The sequence below is a fragment of the Rhodohalobacter sp. 614A genome, from assembly GCF_021462415.1.
Lineage (GTDB): Bacteria > Bacteroidota > Rhodothermia > Balneolales > Balneolaceae > Rhodohalobacter.
Genome location: NZ_JAKEDS010000001.1, coordinates 1,085,369 through 1,103,096, shown reverse-complemented (window position 1 = coordinate 1,103,096; position 17,728 = coordinate 1,085,369). Strand labels below are relative to the sequence as shown.

At 42.3% G+C, this 17,728-nt stretch carries 12 protein-coding genes; 6 read left to right on the top strand and 6 right to left on the bottom strand.

Going from position 1 to position 17,728, the window contains the following annotated elements; translation table 11 throughout:
• The first annotated feature begins 51 nt into the window (after positions 1-51).
• Entirely contained in the window at positions 52-2,304 is a 2,253-nt protein-coding gene (gene ppk1 / locus L0B18_RS04315) for a polyphosphate kinase 1 (RefSeq protein ID WP_234568195.1), read from the top strand.
• 42 nt (positions 2,305-2,346) lie between these two features.
• On the opposite strand, the gene L0B18_RS04310 is transcribed toward ppk1, so the two are convergent.
• From L0B18_RS04310 to L0B18_RS04295, 4 genes are all read right to left on the bottom strand, one after another.
• A complete protein-coding gene (locus L0B18_RS04310) occupies positions 2,347-3,171 on the bottom strand; it encodes a tetratricopeptide repeat protein (protein WP_234568193.1) in 825 nt (274 codons plus the stop codon).
• Positions 3,172-3,270: 99 nt separating this feature from the next.
• A complete protein-coding gene (locus tag L0B18_RS04305) occupies positions 3,271-3,810 on the bottom strand; it encodes an RNA polymerase sigma factor (protein ID WP_234568191.1) in 540 nt (179 codons plus the stop codon).
• A gap of 112 nt (positions 3,811-3,922) precedes the next feature.
• The gene (gene radC / locus L0B18_RS04300) at positions 3,923-4,639 is read right to left on the bottom strand and encodes a RadC family protein (RefSeq protein ID WP_234568190.1); all 717 of its coding nucleotides are present in this window, start codon (positions 4,637-4,639) and stop codon (positions 3,923-3,925) included.
• 136 nt (positions 4,640-4,775) lie between these two features.
• Complete coding sequence (locus tag L0B18_RS04295; RefSeq protein ID WP_234568189.1) at positions 4,776-5,954, bottom strand: phosphorylase family protein; 1,179 nt, start codon at positions 5,952-5,954, stop codon at positions 4,776-4,778.
• Positions 5,955-5,968: 14 nt separating this feature from the next.
• Between L0B18_RS04295 and L0B18_RS04290 the strand changes: the two genes are divergently transcribed.
• The 3 genes from L0B18_RS04290 (at position 5,969) to topA (ending at position 9,727) form a co-directional block, all read left to right on the top strand.
• The gene (locus tag L0B18_RS04290; RefSeq protein ID WP_234568187.1) at positions 5,969-6,535 is read left to right on the top strand and encodes an NUDIX hydrolase; all 567 of its coding nucleotides are present in this window, start codon (positions 5,969-5,971) and stop codon (positions 6,533-6,535) included.
• 162 nt (positions 6,536-6,697) lie between these two features.
• Positions 6,698-7,177, top strand: a complete 480-nt coding sequence (locus tag L0B18_RS04285; protein ID WP_234568185.1) for a peroxiredoxin — start codon at positions 6,698-6,700, stop codon at positions 7,175-7,177.
• Between the two features lie 3 nt (positions 7,178-7,180).
• On the top strand, positions 7,181-9,727 hold the full coding sequence (topA, locus tag L0B18_RS04280; RefSeq protein WP_234568183.1) for a type I DNA topoisomerase: 2,547 nt from the start codon (positions 7,181-7,183) through the stop codon (positions 9,725-9,727).
• Between the two features lie 70 nt (positions 9,728-9,797).
• Here the strand turns inward: topA and L0B18_RS04275 are convergent, their stop codons facing one another.
• Positions 9,798-10,814, bottom strand: coding sequence for a glycosyltransferase (locus L0B18_RS04275; RefSeq protein ID WP_234568181.1), 1,017 nt, complete (start codon positions 10,812-10,814; stop codon positions 9,798-9,800).
• Positions 10,815-11,009: 195 nt separating this feature from the next.
• Entirely contained in the window at positions 11,010-14,300 is a 3,291-nt protein-coding gene (locus L0B18_RS04270) for a ligand-binding sensor domain-containing protein (RefSeq protein ID WP_234568179.1), read from the bottom strand.
• 269 nt (positions 14,301-14,569) lie between these two features.
• On the opposite strand from L0B18_RS04270, the gene L0B18_RS04265 reads away from it, so the two are divergent.
• Positions 14,570-15,337 carry a DsbA family protein gene (locus L0B18_RS04265; RefSeq protein WP_234568177.1) on the top strand — a complete coding sequence of 256 codons (768 nt, stop codon included), beginning with the start codon at positions 14,570-14,572 and terminating at the stop codon, positions 15,335-15,337.
• A 175-nt stretch (positions 15,338-15,512) separates the two neighbouring features.
• Positions 15,513-17,699 carry a PAS domain S-box protein gene (locus tag L0B18_RS04260; RefSeq protein WP_234568176.1) on the top strand — a complete coding sequence of 729 codons (2,187 nt, stop codon included), beginning with the start codon at positions 15,513-15,515 and terminating at the stop codon, positions 17,697-17,699.
• The last annotated feature ends 29 nt before the right edge of the window (positions 17,700-17,728 follow it).

Below are 17,728 nucleotides of genomic sequence, written 5' to 3'. Positions count from 1 at the left end.
TATTTGATAAACAGCACACAATAATTTCCAGCCGTCTAAATAGGATTGTCAATGTCGAAATCATCGTATTCACCGGACACGAATGAGTTCAAACCGGTGAACTTGCAAAAATTAAAGAAAAAGAAATCCAAATCGAATCCATTGAAAAACGAGATTCTTTCACAAAAAGGGTTGCAAAAAGACCTGACACCAAGCGAACTGAAAATTTTCGGCAGTGACTACTTTCTGAATTATGAGGTTAACTGGCTGAAGTTTAACTGGCGGGTTCTGGAAGTGGCTCTGAATGAGGAATTACCTCTTCTTGAAAGGGTAAAATTTATCGGGATTGTTTGCTCCAATCTTGATGAGTTTTTCCAAAAACGCGTAGGCGGTTTAAAGAGACAACTTCATGCGGGTGTATCCGAATTAACGGTTGACGGCAAAACTCCGGACGAACAACTCCATGCCATCCGAAGGGTTGTGAAAAAAATGATTAAGCAGTACCGAAGTTGTTACCTGGACGATCTGCTACCGAAGCTGAAAAAGAACGGCATCCAGATAAAGGAATACTCCGAACTGGATTCATCCCTTCAGCAAAAAGCGGATGAATATTTTGAGAAGCAAATCTATCCGATCATCACGCCACTGGCTGTGGACGAAGCGCATCCTTTCCCGTTTATCTCAAACAAAAGCCGGTCTCTGGCTATCAAGCTTCGAAATAAGGCAAATGATGAACTTCTTTTTGCACGAATTAAAATCCCGGCCAATCGCCCCCGATGGATTCAACTTGAGCACACGGAAGATCGGGTAATTTTACTTTCTGTAAAGGATCTGATTGTTGAAAAAATCGGACGTTTTTTTCCGGGCGTGGAGGTACTTTCTGCAAATGTTTTTCGGGTAACAAGAAATGCCGATCTCGAACGCAATGAGGAAGAAGCTGATGACCTCCTTGAAATGATTGAAGAAGAACTTCGCGAACGCAGGTTTGCTGAAGTTGTGCGCCTGGAAATCGACAAGAATATGCCGATTGATGTCAAGAAATATCTCTTCAGCCACCTCAATGTTCACCAAAATGAAGTGTTTGAAATGGAAGGGCCGATCGGGCTCGCAGACGCAATGCAGCTGTATAATATTGAGGGATTCCAGCACTTGAAGATTGAACAGTGGGTGCCCACGCTTCATCCTGTCTTCCGGCATCCTATTGATGAAGAAACCCCGAGCGTTTTCCAGGTCATTAAAAAAGGCGATTTCATTGTTCACCATCCTTATCATAGTTTTGAATCGTCTACCCAGCGTTTTGTAGAAGAAGCGGCGCGTGATCCAAAAGTTCTGGCCATCAAGCAAACCCTCTACAGAACTTCCAGCGATTCGCCTTTAATGCATGCATTGATTCGTGCGGCCGAAGCGGATAAACAGGTCGCCATTTTGATTGAACTAAAAGCCCGGTTTGATGAAGAGCGAAATATAAGCTGGGCACAGCGTCTTGAAAAAGCAGGAGTTCACGTTTCGTACGGAATTGCCGGTTTAAAAATTCATACCAAACTGACGATTGTTGTCCGCGAGGAAGAAGACGGGCTTCGCCGTTATGTGCACATCGGAACAGGGAATTATCACCCGGATACGGCTCAACTCTATGAAGACCTTGGATACTTTACCTGTCGCGACGATATTGCGTCCGATGTTTCCGATGTTTTTAATCTTCTAACCGGCTACGCTCCTGATCAGACTTTCAAAAAAACATTTGTTGCCCCCAAGCATTTGAGGAATAACATCATGGCTTTAATCCAGGCCGAAATTGATGAAGCCAAGCAAGGACGGGAAGCCCGCATTATTGCCAAAATGAACAGCTTGGAAGACCCACTGATTATTCAGAAACTGTATGAAGCATCCCAAGCCGGTGTTAAAATCGATATGATTGTAAGAGGTGTTTGCCGGCTTATTCCTCAGAAAAAAGGCTTGAGTGATAACATCCACGTCCACTCCATTATTGGCCGGTTCCTTGAACATTCACGCTGTTACTATTTCCACCACGGTGGGGACGACCTTTACTTTACAGGTTCGGCCGACTGGATGCATCGTAACCTTGATGCCCGGGTTGAAGTATTGGCGCCCATCGAACACCCGCTTCTGAAAAAATACCTTCAGTTTATGCTGAATATTTACCTGCGGGATAACCAGCAACGATGGATCATGAAATCGAACGGGAGCTATCGTAAAGTGGAGCGCAAAAAAGGAGAGAAAAAATTGGGTACGCATGATTTCCTGATGACTCATACCAAATCATACTCAGAGCCTATTCCCCGGTCTCATCGAGGTGAAAAATAATTTCACCAGAATTGTAAGATCAGAGACCTGGGAATCTTGTTTTCAATTTCCCAATCGGGAAGGCTGTTCATCGGTTGGGAGATTTCCCAGCCGTAAATCCAGTTTTTTCAGCAGAGAAAGTGCTGCCGCCTGAAACGGTCCATCCATGCTATACGCAGTAAAGATTGCCTCCCTCGCTGCCCTTGGCTGATTCAGGTTCAGATACGTATTCCCAAGAAACCACCACGACTTTTCTACCTGGTGATCTTCCAAATCTTCAATTTCGGTCACAGATTCAAAGTGGTTTTTTGCCGTCTCAAACTGCCCGTTGTTATAGAGCAGGATTCCAAGATTCATTTCTACCCTGGCTTTTTGTTGATCAGAAAGTGACTGACCTAAAATTTCCTGAAATTGCGCAATAGCTCTTTCCGTTTCTCCTTCGTAAGCGGTAGCCAGAGCATCGTTAATAGCAACGTCCAGGTTTTCATTCCCTTCTTCGCCGGACCGAAGAACATCGGCGCCGATCAAATGAGTCTGCTCAATTTCTGCAAGGGCAAAACTCTGAACGGAGTCGGGTTGCTGCAGGGCAAAAAACTGTAATCCCAAAGCCAGGATTACAGCCGCGGCGGCAGCATAAAGCCATCCTTTGTAGGTGTGAATGCCGGAAATATCAGAACCTGTTGATGGCTCCGCCCTTTCAGAAGAAAATCGGGGTTTTTCGCCTTTTTTAATGAGGCTCTTCAGGTGTACTTCCGTTTCCAGAATATCGTAGTATTCCGGATGTTCGAGAAATGTTTTCCATAACTCATCGATTTCGTCTTGTGTCAGTTTCCCTCGGATGTACAGATCTATTTTTTTAAGTATCTCTATCTTCTCTTTTTCTTTCATTGTAGTGGGGTTTATTCACTCCGGTTGATACTTACTCTTACAACCTCTCGTATGTATGAACCGGATTTTGCCAATTCCTTACAATATTTTTTCATCTTCTTAGAAATATTGCTGCACACAATCGCTCAACTGCTGAATTACTCTGTGTTTACGTATCCACGCATTATTCAATGAAATATCAAAATATTCTGCAATCTCATTAGAGTCTGCATCCGGGTGGTCAAACAGGAAAGTAATCATTTCCTGGTAGTGCCCCTTCAACTTCTCGATACATCTTGAAAGAATCGTTTGCTGTTCTTCATTCACGAGATTCCAAACCTGGTCGGCTTCCGAAACCAAATCTTCTTCGATTTCTCCGTACTTATCTAAATCAAAATCGCGAACTATTTTGTAGTAACTGTGCCTTGCGCCGGCCAACATATAGGAAAGCAATCCGGATGGACTGGTGATTTCATCATTCTGAATTTTCGGAATCACGTATTCAAACATTTTTTGAACCGCGTCTTCCGCATCCTCAGGGCTGGCATTCACCTTAGATATGAGATACTTTTTCAAAATTGGTATAGCTTCTGCACACATTCTGTTTGCCGTCTGCATATCGCCCCTTTCAACAGCATACACCAATTCCGAATAGTCCATAACGCACAAAGATTTATTTATACCCTTGTGAATATAACAGATGCCCCTTTTTGGACAAATTAAAATTGGATTATTTTCAGCTGAAAGATTAGAATTTTTAAAGCAACCGAAATCAGGTAAGAATATTTTTATTTCTGAGGCTTATGTAGCCATCCCCGGCAATAATAATATGATCGATAACCGGCACCCCAAGCATGTTTCCTGCCTCACTCAAACGATTGGTCAGAGTAATATCTGCCTTCGATTCCTTCAGATAACCGGACGGATGATTGTGAACGAGAAGAATGCTATTGGCGTGGTTTAAAATTGCCTGGCGCATTACTTCTGCGGGATCGACAACAGTGGCTGTTGAACTGCCGGAACTGATTTTTTTGTAGCCGGTTAAGACCTTGGAATTGTTGAGAAATGCTACATAAAACTCTTCGTGTTTTAAATCTCTGAGGCGTGGCATAAAATAAGCCGCAGCCATTTCGGGCGTGGTGATTGTGACTTCATCCCCCAAAGATTCCATTTGAATTCGCCTGGCCAGTTCAAATACGGCTTCGAGCGTTAATGCTTTTACTTGAGCGATACCCGGAATTATTTTCAGCGATTGCCAGTCTTGTTTGGAAAGATTTCTCAGTCCACGAAACCGATCGAGCAGTGCGCGGGAGGTATCCACTACATTCATTCCTTTAGAGCCGGTTCGTAACAGAATTGCCAGTAACTCCGCATTCGACAGGCTTTCAGGCCCGTACTTTAGCAGTTTTTCACGCGGCTGTTCATCGGGCATCATCTCCCGGACAGCCCGCCCTTTATATTGATCGGTATCAAATTCTTCCAGTTCCATTCACAAAGTCTTTTTATATGTATGAACTGGAAATGGTGAATTCCTTACAGAAAAACTTTGGAATGATGAATAATGAACAAGGAATAACGAATAGCGAAGTCAACTTCAGACTTCTTCATTCCTTGTTCGATATTCTCTACTCCGGCCCACCCATCAGCGGTTCGTTTATGGCCCGGATGCTTGAATTTGGCAATCCGTCCGGGTAGTTGGCTTTGCTCATATTCAACGCATCAATTACGATTTCCAGGTGCATCTCTTTGGAATTCTGATAAAACGTCTGAGCCGTATCACTTAATTTCGGCTTTCCATGCAGGGGTTTATCACTCACACATAAAAGTGTGGCAAACGGTATCCGATAGCGATATCCATTTGTAGCTACGGTTGCGGATTCCATATCAATAGCTACACTCCGGCTGATGTGGATTTCGTGAACCGTTCTTTTTTTGATGAATTCCCAGTTCCGGTTAGCTGTGGTATACACGGTTCCCAACCGGTATTTTCGGTTGTTTGAATCGAGCACTTCTTTCAGGTAAACATTCAACAAATGGTTCGGAGTAATGGGAATATTGAGTGGCAGCAACTGATCCAAAACTCCATCTGCACGCATAAAACCGGTTGCCAGAACAAAGTCGCCAATGTCCTGATGATTCCGTAATCCGCCACAATGCCCAACCATCACCATTGCATCGGGACGAAGTACGGCCACATGATCCGAAATGGTTTTCGCATTGGATGGCCCCACCCCAATGTTCACCAGAGAAAACCCTTTATTCTCCGGCAGCTTGTGATGATACGCCGGCATTTGAACCGACCGGTTTGGTTTTACACAATCGGGAAAGAGATCTTCAAACACGTTTACATGCATATCATAATTTGTGAAAATGATATACCGTTGAAAATCTTCCGGTTTGGTTCCGGTGTAATGCTCCAGCCGGTTCAGGGAAATGTCAATCCGTTCCGGGCTGTACAGAAACATTTTCTTTTGGGTGATGTCCCAGTCATCCTCATCAGCATTATCAAAAAGAAGCGGATCATTCACTTCTACCCGCGGCCGGGAAGGAAAGATTTTCATACTGGCGCCTTTCTCAAGCAGTTTTCTGAGCTCTCTTTTTAAATACCAGCGATACGCACTGGGCAACGCCATCTCGCCGGTAATGATCGGGTTATGTTCCGACCACGAACGCTTCACCATCAGTTTTGGATAATCCCCGTCCTGGTATATCTTCTCCATCAGATCGCACGCCTTTTCTACGATTTGAGTTCGTTCTTCATCGGTTGAAAAGTTTTCTCCTGCGATTTCAAGTCGTTCATCCATATAATTGCTTCGCTATGTCTGATTCATTTTCATTTTCCAAACCCAAATGGGATATCATTGAAGATAAGAAACTCTTCGAAACTCCCATTTTTTCTCTTCATCAAAGAGAGCTTTTGCCGGATAAAAAAACGGATACCGCTCCATTTATCGTTTTGAATGCACCGGATTGGATTAACATCATCGCTTTAAATGAAGATCAGGAAGTTGTTTTGGTTGAACAATACCGCGCCGGCATTCATCAATCAACCCTGGAAATTCCCGGCGGTATGATTGATGAGGGAGAATCCCCGCTGGAAGCGGCCAAACGCGAATTACTGGAGGAGACCGGGTATCAATCCAAAAAGTGGACCCTTCTCGGGGAAACCAGTGCCAACCCCGCCTTTCTGAACAATTTTACATCCATCTTTTTGGCAGAAAACTGTATCAAAACAGGTGAACAAAATCTTGATGGCAATGAAGACATTGATATACATGTATTACCTCTCAGGCGTTTTCTTGATCTTGTGAAAAGCAGTACCATTCATCACTCGATTGTTGTGGCGGCAGTCGCTCATTTACTCTTGCATATGAACAATAAGTAATCTCTTTTTGTGAGGAAAAAAATCCTCAAACAAAATCAGTTGCTCAATGTGTTTCAGAATGTGTATACTAAAAGTCTCTGAATTTCATTTCAATATGGAAAGAACGAAATGAGATATGATTTGGGTTATAGTGCCCAAAACATACAAGAATTATAGAGCATCATGATTTCCAAAGGAAAAAAAATTGATACCGATTTTAGCCTGACCGTTGTAGAAAATGGTGAACAAAAAGACGTCCAATTCTCAGAACTTCTGGATCGGCCGGCTATTGTTTCCGTTTACATGAAAAACAACACAAGCAGTTGTGATAAACAAAACGAAAGTCTTGCCGAAGAGGCAGAATGGTTCAATAAAAAGGGATACAACCTGATTGCTATCAGCAAAGACGGGTACAGGTCGCACAAAAATTATGCAAAGAAAAAAGGGATCAACTATATCCTGGCATCTGACCCCGATTATAAATTTGCCGAAGCCACCGATTCTATTGTTGAAAAGAATATGTTCGGAAATACCTTTGAAGCTCCCAGCCGGTCTGCTTACGTGATTGATACGGACGGAACCGTTCTGGAAATTATCGAGAAAGTAAATACAAAAGCTCATGCAGAAGAATTGAAAGAGCTTGTCGAATCCTTACAAAATTGATTTATGAAGTCGTTAGTAATTGTAGAGTCACCCACAAAAACCAAAACCATCAAGAAGTATTTGCCAAAAGGCTACGTGGTTGATTCATCCATGGGGCACATCCGGGATCTGCCGTCATCAGCCAAAGAGATTCCGGCAAAATACAAGAAAGAATCCTGGTCAAATCTCGGCATCAATGTAGATGAGCGATATGATCCGATTTATGTGGTGCCGTCCGGAAAAAAGAAGATTGTTAAAAAGCTGAAAGAGCAGTTAAAAGACTCTGATGAACTGATTTTAGCTACGGATGAGGATCGTGAGGGTGAGGCTATTTCTTGGCACCTCACAGAACTTCTGGATCCTAAAGTTCCGGTGAAACGAATGGCATTTCGCGAAATTACCCAAGAAGCAATCGAAGAAGCACTGGATAATTTTCGTGATATAAACATGAATTTGGTTCACGCACAGGAAACGCGCCGGATTCTGGATCGTCTGGCCGGTTACACCATTTCGCCGCTTTTGTGGAAGAAGATTGCACCGGGCCTTTCTGCCGGCCGTGTTCAATCAGTAGCTGTTTGGTTCCTGGTTGCCCGCGAACGTGAACGGATGAAGTTCAAAAGCGGAACGTATTATGATCTAAAAGCCATTCTCACAAAGTCGGGCGACAAAAATAAATTTGATGCCGTTCTTTCTCACGTAGACGGCAAACGCCTCGCCAGTGGAAAGGATTTTGATGAAAACACCGGCAAGCTCAAAAAACCGGACAGCGTTGTTCTTCTCGATGAGGAAAAAGCCGGAAAACTCCGCGATCTTCTGCACGAAGCGGATTGGTCGGTTACAAATGTGGATGTAAACGTTCAGAAACGAAATCCATCGGCGCCGTTTATTACCTCAACCCTGCAGCAGGAAGCCAACCGAAAATTTGGATTTTCTGCAAGAGATACGATGAGTATTGCCCAGAAGTTGTACGAAAACGGGTATATCACGTACATGAGAACGGACTCCACGAATCTCTCGAGCCAGGCAATTACTGCGGCCCGAAATGAAGTGGAAACTCAATATGGCGAAGAATATCTCTTTAAGCGCGTGCGAACGTATGGAAAAGCCAAAGGCGCCCAGGAAGCACATGAGGCGATTCGCCCGGCAGGTTCCAGTTTTACGCATCCCGAAAAATCCGGATTGAGCGGACGCCAGCTAAAGCTTTATGATTTGATTTGGAAACGGACCATCGCCACTCAAATGGCTGAAGCCAAACTGGAATTTACCAACGTGACGATTACGGCGAAGCATAATGGAACCGAAGCCGATTTTAAGACAAGCGGAAAAAAGATTCTCTTTCCGGGATTCTTCCGGGCCTATGTGGAGGGAAGTGATGATCCCGAGGCCGCCATCGAAAACCAGGAAATTTTCCTGCCCGAAATGAAGGAAGGTGATTCCACGGATCTTCATAAACTGGAGTCCATTTCCCACGAAACAAAACCACCGGCACGATATACGGAAGCAACGCTTGTGAAGGAACTGGAGAAAAGCGGCGTTGGCCGGCCGAGTACCTATGCTACCATTATCGGCACTATACAGGAGCGAGGATACGCCAAGAGTGAAGGAAAGACACTGATACCATCATATACTGCTTTTGCCGTAACAGAGCTTTTAGAAAACCATTTTCCTCATTTGGTGGACAGTGATTTTACCTCTGAACTCGAAGACAAACTCGACGAGATTGCACGAGGAAAATACGATCCTGTTAAATACCTCGACGATTATTACAAAGGAGATAGCGGACTGAAAAACCAGGTGGATCAGCAAGAGGATAAAATCGATCCTCAAAAAGCCAAAGTGCTGAACCTGCCTATTGAGGGATTAAATGGAATGCGGGTTCATGTTGGCCGGTTTGGCCCTTATGTGAAGGTTGAGTCTAATGGCGAGGATATCACAACTTCTCTTCCTGTAGATCTTGATCCCGGAGAACTCTCTGCTGAAAAAATTAAAGAACTGCTTGTGACTGAAAAAGAAGGCCCTACATCTTTAGGCGAACACCCTGAAACTGAACAACCGGTTTACGTCTTAACCGGCCGTTATGGCCCTTACGTTCAACTCGGAGATGTAACCGAGGATAATAAAAAGCCAAAACGTGTTTCGCTTTTAAAGGGCATGAAACCTGCAGATGTTGATTTCGAGACAGCCCTTAAACTTCTCGAATTGCCCCGTACGCTTGGCGAGCATCCCGAAACCGGAAAAGTTGTGAAAGCGGGAATTGGCCGGTACGGACCGTTTGTTCTTCACGACGGAAATTTCAAATCCCTGAAAAAGACGGACAATGTTCTTGAAATTGAACTCGACCGTGCGGTGGAACTCCTCAAGGAAAAAGGAAAAGGAAGAAAGAGCAGTTCAGAGATTCAAGACCTTGGCAAACATCCGGAAACGGACAAACCTGTAAAAGTAATGGATGGACGTTATGGTCCTTACATTAAATACGGGCGTACCAATATCTCTCTTCCCAAAGGCACTGAACCGGAAGAGTTCAGAATGGCGGATGCGGTTCAACTTATCGAGGAAAAAGGGAAGAAATAATTGCTTCTGTAAGAGGATCGGAAATAGAAGTAGTAGAGCAACCGAATTAAATTGAGATCGTTTTCTCCGATCATAAAACTTCTTTATAAGAGACCCAACGGATAAACTTGTTATAAAACAAAGAATCCCATTTTTCTTTGAAATTAAGGTCATAACCTTCGCCTTTTCCTATCTGATTGATCAGATCGATAAAGTAGTTGCGGTGTATCTCCATCAACTGTATGGTATTATTTCGAATGGTTTCAGGGTCCGGGTTTCGGTCTATCATTCCCTTCACAGCCTCCGCAACAATGCCTGCCTCAGGCTCAACTGTAATGGAATTATAACCATCGAAAAAGACGTCTCGGCCGCCTTTATTCGGTACATTCACAACCGGAAGCCCGGCCAGCAAATATTGAATGCTTGCGTACATTGCACCTTCTTCGGCGCTCAGACATAACCCTACTTTGCACTTATTAAGTGCTTCATTTACCTCAGTAGCGCTTAAATGACGGAGTCCGTCTGGAGTTTTGTTGAACCAGTGTGCATAATTTAATTTTCGCTTGACCATCGTTGTGTATTCCTCTTGATTTGAAAAATCATGAATGTAGGTGATCAAACCGAGGCTTGTAATTTTTTCGGCAAGCTGATGACGCTTAAAAGGTGACAGTCGGGCATCGTATACAGCATCAAACTTTTTTTCTTGCTTAAGCGGGCGATAAATATTTTCATCAACAAAACAGTTGTGATTACACAGAACCGCATTGAAATTATTTTGTTTTAACAGCTCAAGCTCTTCGGGAGAATTAGCCAGGAAAATTACAGTGTGTTTCCTGAACAACCGTTTAAAACGGGCCAAATCTTTATGGATGTTACCTATTGTCCATTCATTTACACTCCAGTAAAACGATACAATATAGTACACCCTCTCATTCATGTAGCGAGATGAAAGAGAGTATAAGTACAAAAAGGGATCTAACCTGTCTCCCTGGTAGAGCACTCTAAAAATATGTGGCGCAGAACTGACTCTTTCCAAACCACATGTTGAGAAAGAATTGGCAGCATATTGCACCCATTTTTTTAACTCCTTTACATATTTATTTGCCATTACACGTTATGAAAATTATCCTGTCTAACTATCAAATCTAACACCTTAGAGCCTAATCAGATGTCTGGGCCAAGTTAAACTAAACACACTCATTTATAAAGCCTTCAGATATTGAAAATTACCTTTGCAATGCTGACGCCGTTTGGTAACAAAATCAGGTATAAAATATTAGTGATGAGAAAATCAGGTAAGTAATCAAGAAGCCTGGGTCATCATACCGGGATAGGATTCCATCTCTTGCGCAAAAGGTAACGTAAATGAGATCGTAGTCCCCACACCGGGTTCGCTTTCGGCACTTAATTTTCCTTTATTTCTCCGAATGAAGTCTTTACACAGAGAAATTCCAAGACCGGTACCCTTTTCGTTGGAAGTACCCAGCGTAGTTACTGATTCATCCTGATTGAAAATTTTGTAAACCATCTCCTCGCTCATTCCAATACCGTTATCGCGAACTGAAACTTTCACAGCATCCATTTCTTCCGCCGCGGTTATCTCAATCTTTCCTCCTTCCGGAGTAAATTTCAACGCATTTGCTATTAAATTTCTGAGGATTACCAATATCATATCCGGATCGGCATACACTTCCAGATTTTTGTCAACCAAGGATGATAATTTTATGCTTTTGTAAATAGCGCGGGATTCTTGCTGCTCAATGATCTCATCTACAATATCAGCAAGAATAAAATTCATGGGATCATATTGAATTTTACCCGTTTGGCTTCTGGCCCAGTCCAGCATGTTTTTCAGCATAATGGCAAATTGACCAATCGTATTGTGCAAATGACCAGAATACTCCTTCACCTCATCCATATTTTCCTGTTCCAGGCTTTCTTTCATCAACCCGGACAAACCACTTAACCCCGTTGAAATATTTATGAGATCGTGAGCAATAATTGAGAATAGCTTATCTTTGGTTGAATTTGCCTTCTGGAGCTCATTTGTCCGTTTGGCAATAACTCTTGCAAGCATTCGGTTGCGGTTTCTGATAGAGCGAACTCTGAGCCAATAAACCAAATAAGCAGTGCCCGCTATGGCAAGCAATACCAGCACAATGAACCAAGCCGTTTGCCAAAATGGAGGCCTGATAACAACGGCAATTGAAACACCCTCTTCATTCCAAACTCCATCACGGTTGGCCGCTTTCACGCGGAAGGTATACTCTCCGGGACTCAGGTTGGTATACGTTGCTCTGCGAATATCTTCTACATAGTTCCAGTCTTCATCAAAACCTTCCATCATATAGGCAAATTGATTGCCTTTTTGTGCGCTAAAGTCCAGTGCAGCATATTCAAAAGTGATTACAGATGCGTCATGGCCTAATGTTAACCGGCTTGTCTGGCTTATCTGTTTTTGAAGCGGGGAATCCTCCCCAACACCAACTGATTTGTTGAAAAGATGAAGGTCTGTAAGAACAACAGGCGCAACCGTTGAATCGGTTTGTACATCCCTTGGGTGAAAACGATTAAACCCATTCACCCCGCCAAAGTAAATATAACCTTCTCTGTCTCGCAAAGATGAGCTGGGATTAAATTCCCGGCTCTGTATTCCATTCTCTATACCATAGGTTTCAAACGTTTTGTTTTGTGGATCAAATTTTGAAATCCCCCCGTTGGTACTCAACCACAGTATTCCGAATTCATCTTCCTCAATAGCATGAACAATATTACTGGATAAACCATCGTCTTCGGTATACGTGATTATCTGATGGGTTTTCTGCATGAATTGTTTAAGGCCGCCGCCCCGGGTAGCCAACCAAAGCCTGCCTTTACTATCCTCATAAATGTCTTGTACTACACTGGCAAACAAATCAGAATTTGTGTTGATGTCATAAAGATAAAAACGTCCTTCGTCGGTATCGTACCGGTTTAATACACTCCCATATGCCCCCATCCACATATCTCCCTCACTATCCTTAAAAATGGAACGGATATCATTATTTGCAATGGTTGCGGGCTTGTTTGGTTGATTGGGATCTGCCAAATACCATTCAAATCTTTCCGTTACCGGATTGAAAGCCGTTAGCCCGCCAAGGTTTGTTCCAAACCACAACGTTCCATCATCTGCAGGAGTAATGACAAAAACAAAATCACTGCTCAGCCCCTCCGTATTTTCTGTAGTCTGCCTGAACGTCCTGAAGCTATTCTCTCTCGTATCAAATAAGGTTACCCCGCCGCCGTAGGTTGCCAGCCATAAACCCATGTCATTCTGATAGATATCGAGAATCACATCGCCTGAAATTGAGTTTGAATTCCCCGGTACATGGCGATAATGTTTGAAATTACCTGTTTCGGGATCAAAGAGATTCAGTCCCCCTCCATCCGTCCCGATCCAGATATCTCCATTTCGATCCTGGAAAAAGCTTTGTACCACATTGTTGCTCAGGCTGTTTGGATTCATCGGCTCATTTTGGAAATGACGAAAAAGCGGTGGAGATGGATCCACATAACTCACACCCCCGGCAAACGTACCAATCCAAAGAAATCCTTCATTGCTTCTGTAAACATAGTTTATCCCATCGTTACTGAGGCTTTGAGGATTTTGAGACTCATGGTTGTATTTTTTGAATGTAAATGTTTCTGTATCCAACAGGTTGAGCCCACGATTGCCTGTGCCCACCCAAAGATCTCCGTCTATACTTTCCAGTATGGCAATTACAGAATTATCACTTATACCCTGTGGATTGTCTACGTTGTATGTGTAATTATGATAGGTGCCGTTTTCCCGGTCGAACAGCAGCAGCCCATTTTCTTCGGTTCCAACCCAAAAATTCCCTTTACTATCTTCGTAAATGGTGTTTATATAAAAAGATGCAGATTCTCTCCGATTTTCTGAGCGGTACAGATAACGTGTAAATGTAGAATCGTTTCGGTTAAATTTATTTAAACCATTTGCGGTTCCCACCCAGAGGTCCCGGTTTGAATCTTCAAACAGTATGGTAATCTGGTTATCAGTCAGGGTTTTTGGATTTTCACTATCAGAAAATATTCGTAATCCCCTGCCCGTTTCCCGATTCATAATATTCAACCCGTAACTGGTTCCAACCCAAAAAGTATCGTAGCTGTCTTCCAGAACATCCCACACGGCATCAGCAGAAAGAGTCCACCAGTCTTCATCAATAGCCCTGTAATGTAAAAACTGGTCTTTGTTTCTGTCATAAAGATTTAAACCGCCGGTTTGTGTACCAATCCATAAACGATCATCACTATCTTCGTAAATGACCCGGATGTCATTTCCTTTAATGGTGGTGGAATCCTGTACATCGTCTCTATAAACGGTAATATCATACCCGTTATAATGGTTCAATCCATCCTGAGTCCCAAACCACATATAGCCCTGGTTGTCCTGCAGAATAGACTGGACCGTAGACTGAGATAGCCCATCTTCAATCGTAAGATGATTAAATTGAATACTACCCGGTTGAGCAGCTATTATGCCCGGAAGCATTATCGCAAAAAAAAGGGCGGCATATTTTTGTTGGTGACTCATATTGAATGAGTTAATAAATCAAAAGGAGATTTATTTACTTGTTGAGCGCTCGTATCCCATTATTGGCTAGATCTTCCAACACCCCACTTCTCTGTTTTTATCGACCGTTAACGTGCACCAGTTAATTCTCTTACTAAAATTTACAAAAAAGAATTTCCTTTAACTATTTAGATCTAATTTCAAGTGTATTCTACCATAAATCATTCCATCTATTTTTAGTTTTTAAACATATTCATTAATCTTTTATAGCTTTTATGATTGATAGAATCATGGATAACAAACCAACATTTTCCAAAGAAGAGATCAGTAAAATTCTCACCAAAGCCTCTAAGATTCAGGCCAGGAAAGATCTGTATGGCGATCAACAAGGGTTAACAGAGGATGAACTTCTTCATATCGCCGAAGAGGCAGGCATCGATAAAGATTCTGTGCAAGAGGCAATTCAAAGTGCTCATATGCCTGAATTGGATTCTGATTTTAATTGGATTACGGCATCCCATAAAATCCAGGATGTCCATATTACTCCCGGAGAGATTGATGAAGATACATGGGAAGAAATTGTACAGAATATCCGGCAAGTAACCGGTGGGATTGGAAAAATCCATAAAGTTGGCAAATCATTTGAGTGGGAGCAACGCATCAAGGAAGTCGGTTACAAGCACATCTCACTTACACCCCAGGATGGAAATACAAAAATTCAGTTTGTTTCTAATTGGCGAGGAATGATGATTTTATCCAGCCTGCTTCCCTTCCTGGCCGGAGCGGCTATTATGGGAATTTTTCTTGACGGCACGAATTTTCCCGATATCGTTTACTTTCTCCTTCCATTCCTTGCGGGGATTGGAGGTTTAGGAATGGGCCGGCTCTATCTTAAACGTTACTTCGAAAAACAGAAATCACAGTTTAGACGTATTCTCTCAGCTATTGGGAAACGTATTCAACCACCAGGTTCCCCTGATATTATTCTTGAAGATTCAGAATCACAAAACGAATCCGGGAATTCTGTTTCTACCGCATCACGTCGCGAACGATCCTGAATTATCTTCAGCACAAAGAACGCCCTGATTCACCTTTTTTTCTTTTCCAACCATAATTATCCCCTTTTCTAAATCATTTTAAATCAATGAATTAGAATAAAATTGCCATTGATATTCGAGCAACTATTAGGTTTATTTAATTTAATGTGCTTGATATAAATAAAGGAAAAAAGAATTGTCTTCCTCTACTGAAAATAGATCTTCTTCTTCAAATGCAGACCCCTTTAAGAAATGGATGCACGACCTTGAAGAGGTGGCAAAGATAGGCCGTTGGGAAATTGACTTACAATCAAGAACAACGAAATGGACGAATGGGGTATATCAAATTTTTGAGCTTCAGGAAAAAAAAATCCCCACCTTTGAACAACATCTCTCCTTTTACCTCGACCCATTTAAAAACGTAGTTGAGAATACTTTTTTAGACTTGCTAAAAAACGGAAAGGAGCTTGAATACGAAGCAGGCATTAAATCGGCGTCAGGCAAAATAAAATGGGTGCGGGTTATTGGCAGAAAGAATCAGCAGGCCGATTCAAATATAGTGTATGGCACTATTCAGGATATCACTTCCCAGAAAGAGATAGAACTCCAGAAAAGTATTCTTATCAGCCATACCGAAGAGATGTTTATCCTGGTATCCAGAAATTTTGAGATTCTTACTTTCAATAACCAATTCTTTGACAGTTATCTGAAATTTTTTGGAAGAGCTGTTCAAAAAGGAGATTCCATTCTTGATTATGCACAACCAGGTAGAATTGAAGAGATTAAAACCATCTACAATAAAGTTTTTGATGGAAATTTTATTGAAAACGAATTGACCCTAAAAGCACCTGACACCCAGGAGGAGCGAATCTTTTCTTTCAGTTTTAAACCTGCCTTAGGTGAAAATGATGACCATATCACCGGCGCTTTTGTAAGCATTAAGGATATTACCGATCAACGGAAAACGCAGCTTCAACTCGAGGAAAATGAGCGCAGGTTCCGTGCCCTTGTTGAACAGGGAAGTGATGGGATTGCTATTTTGGATGAGCAGGGAAACCTGAAATATATAACTCCCTCGATTCAGAAAATTCTGGGATACAGTGTAGCGGAAGTGATGAAACTTAACTTATTCGAGCTTCTTCATCCCGATGATATGGCAGGTGTTGAGCAGAAAGTACTGGAATCACTGGAAAATCCCGGCGAATCCATACCGGGATACACATCCAGAATGCGCCACAAAAACGGGAGCTGGCGTTGGCTGGAGGCTGTTGTCACAAATATGTTAGACGATCCTGCCGTGCAGGGTATTGTAGATAATTTCAGAGATGTAACTGACCGAATAGAAGCAGAAAGAGAGCTATCAAAAGCCCATAAAAAACTTAGCACTCATTTAGAAAATAGCCCGCTTGGAGTTGTTGAGTTTGACAAAAGTCAGCGTATCACCAAATGGTCTAATAAATGTGAACAAATTTTTGGCTGGACGAAACAGGAAATTTTTGATCAACAGATCACAGCGGCTGATATCGTTTATAAAGAGGATAATCAACAAGTTCAAAAAACCTCTTCTGAGTTACTTTCTGGCACAAGAGATGGGAATGTTTCGCAAAACCGGAACCTCACAAAAGATGGCAGAATCATACACTGTATATGGTACAATTCTGTTATTAAAAATGAAGACGGCTCTGTAGATACGGTAATGTCTTTAGTTGAGGATATTACACCGAGTGTGAATGCTAAAAAAGAACTTCAGAAAAGCTATGAGGAGAAAAGCCTGTTACTTTCCGAAATCCATCATCGGGTAAAAAACAATCTTGCAATCATTTCCGGCCTAATGCATTTGCAGGCTTTTAAAGAAAGTAATACCGAGTTTGTAAATGTTTTATTAGACAGTGCCTTTCGGGTTCGGTCTATTGCACTTGTGCACGAGCAGCTCTATTCATCACAAGATTTCAGGAGTATTCGGTTGGATGAAAACATTAAAAGTCTTGTAGAAAACATCTCGTCAACAATCAGCGCCACCAGTTCAATTCAAATTGATTATGACCTTGAACCCGTTGAGTTGAATATCAATCAGGCTGTGCCTTGTGCACTTTTTATAAACGAGGCGGTTACCAACGTTTTTAAACATGCATTTTCCGAAGATCAAGAAGCTGTTTTAAGAATTGAATGCAAACGGAGTGATAATCTTATCCGTTTAAACATTGAAGATAATGGGAAGGGATTTACCAAATCAGATGCAGACAACAGTAATACCCTTGGCTTAAAGCTTCTGGAAAAAGTAACCCAACAATTGGATGGAGATCTGTCTTTTAAGATGAACGGGGGAACCTCTGTTCAATTAAATTTCGTTTATAAAGAAATACAAGCTGAAGTTCTCCCCTGACAGCCAACACCCTTACTTTTAACATTACT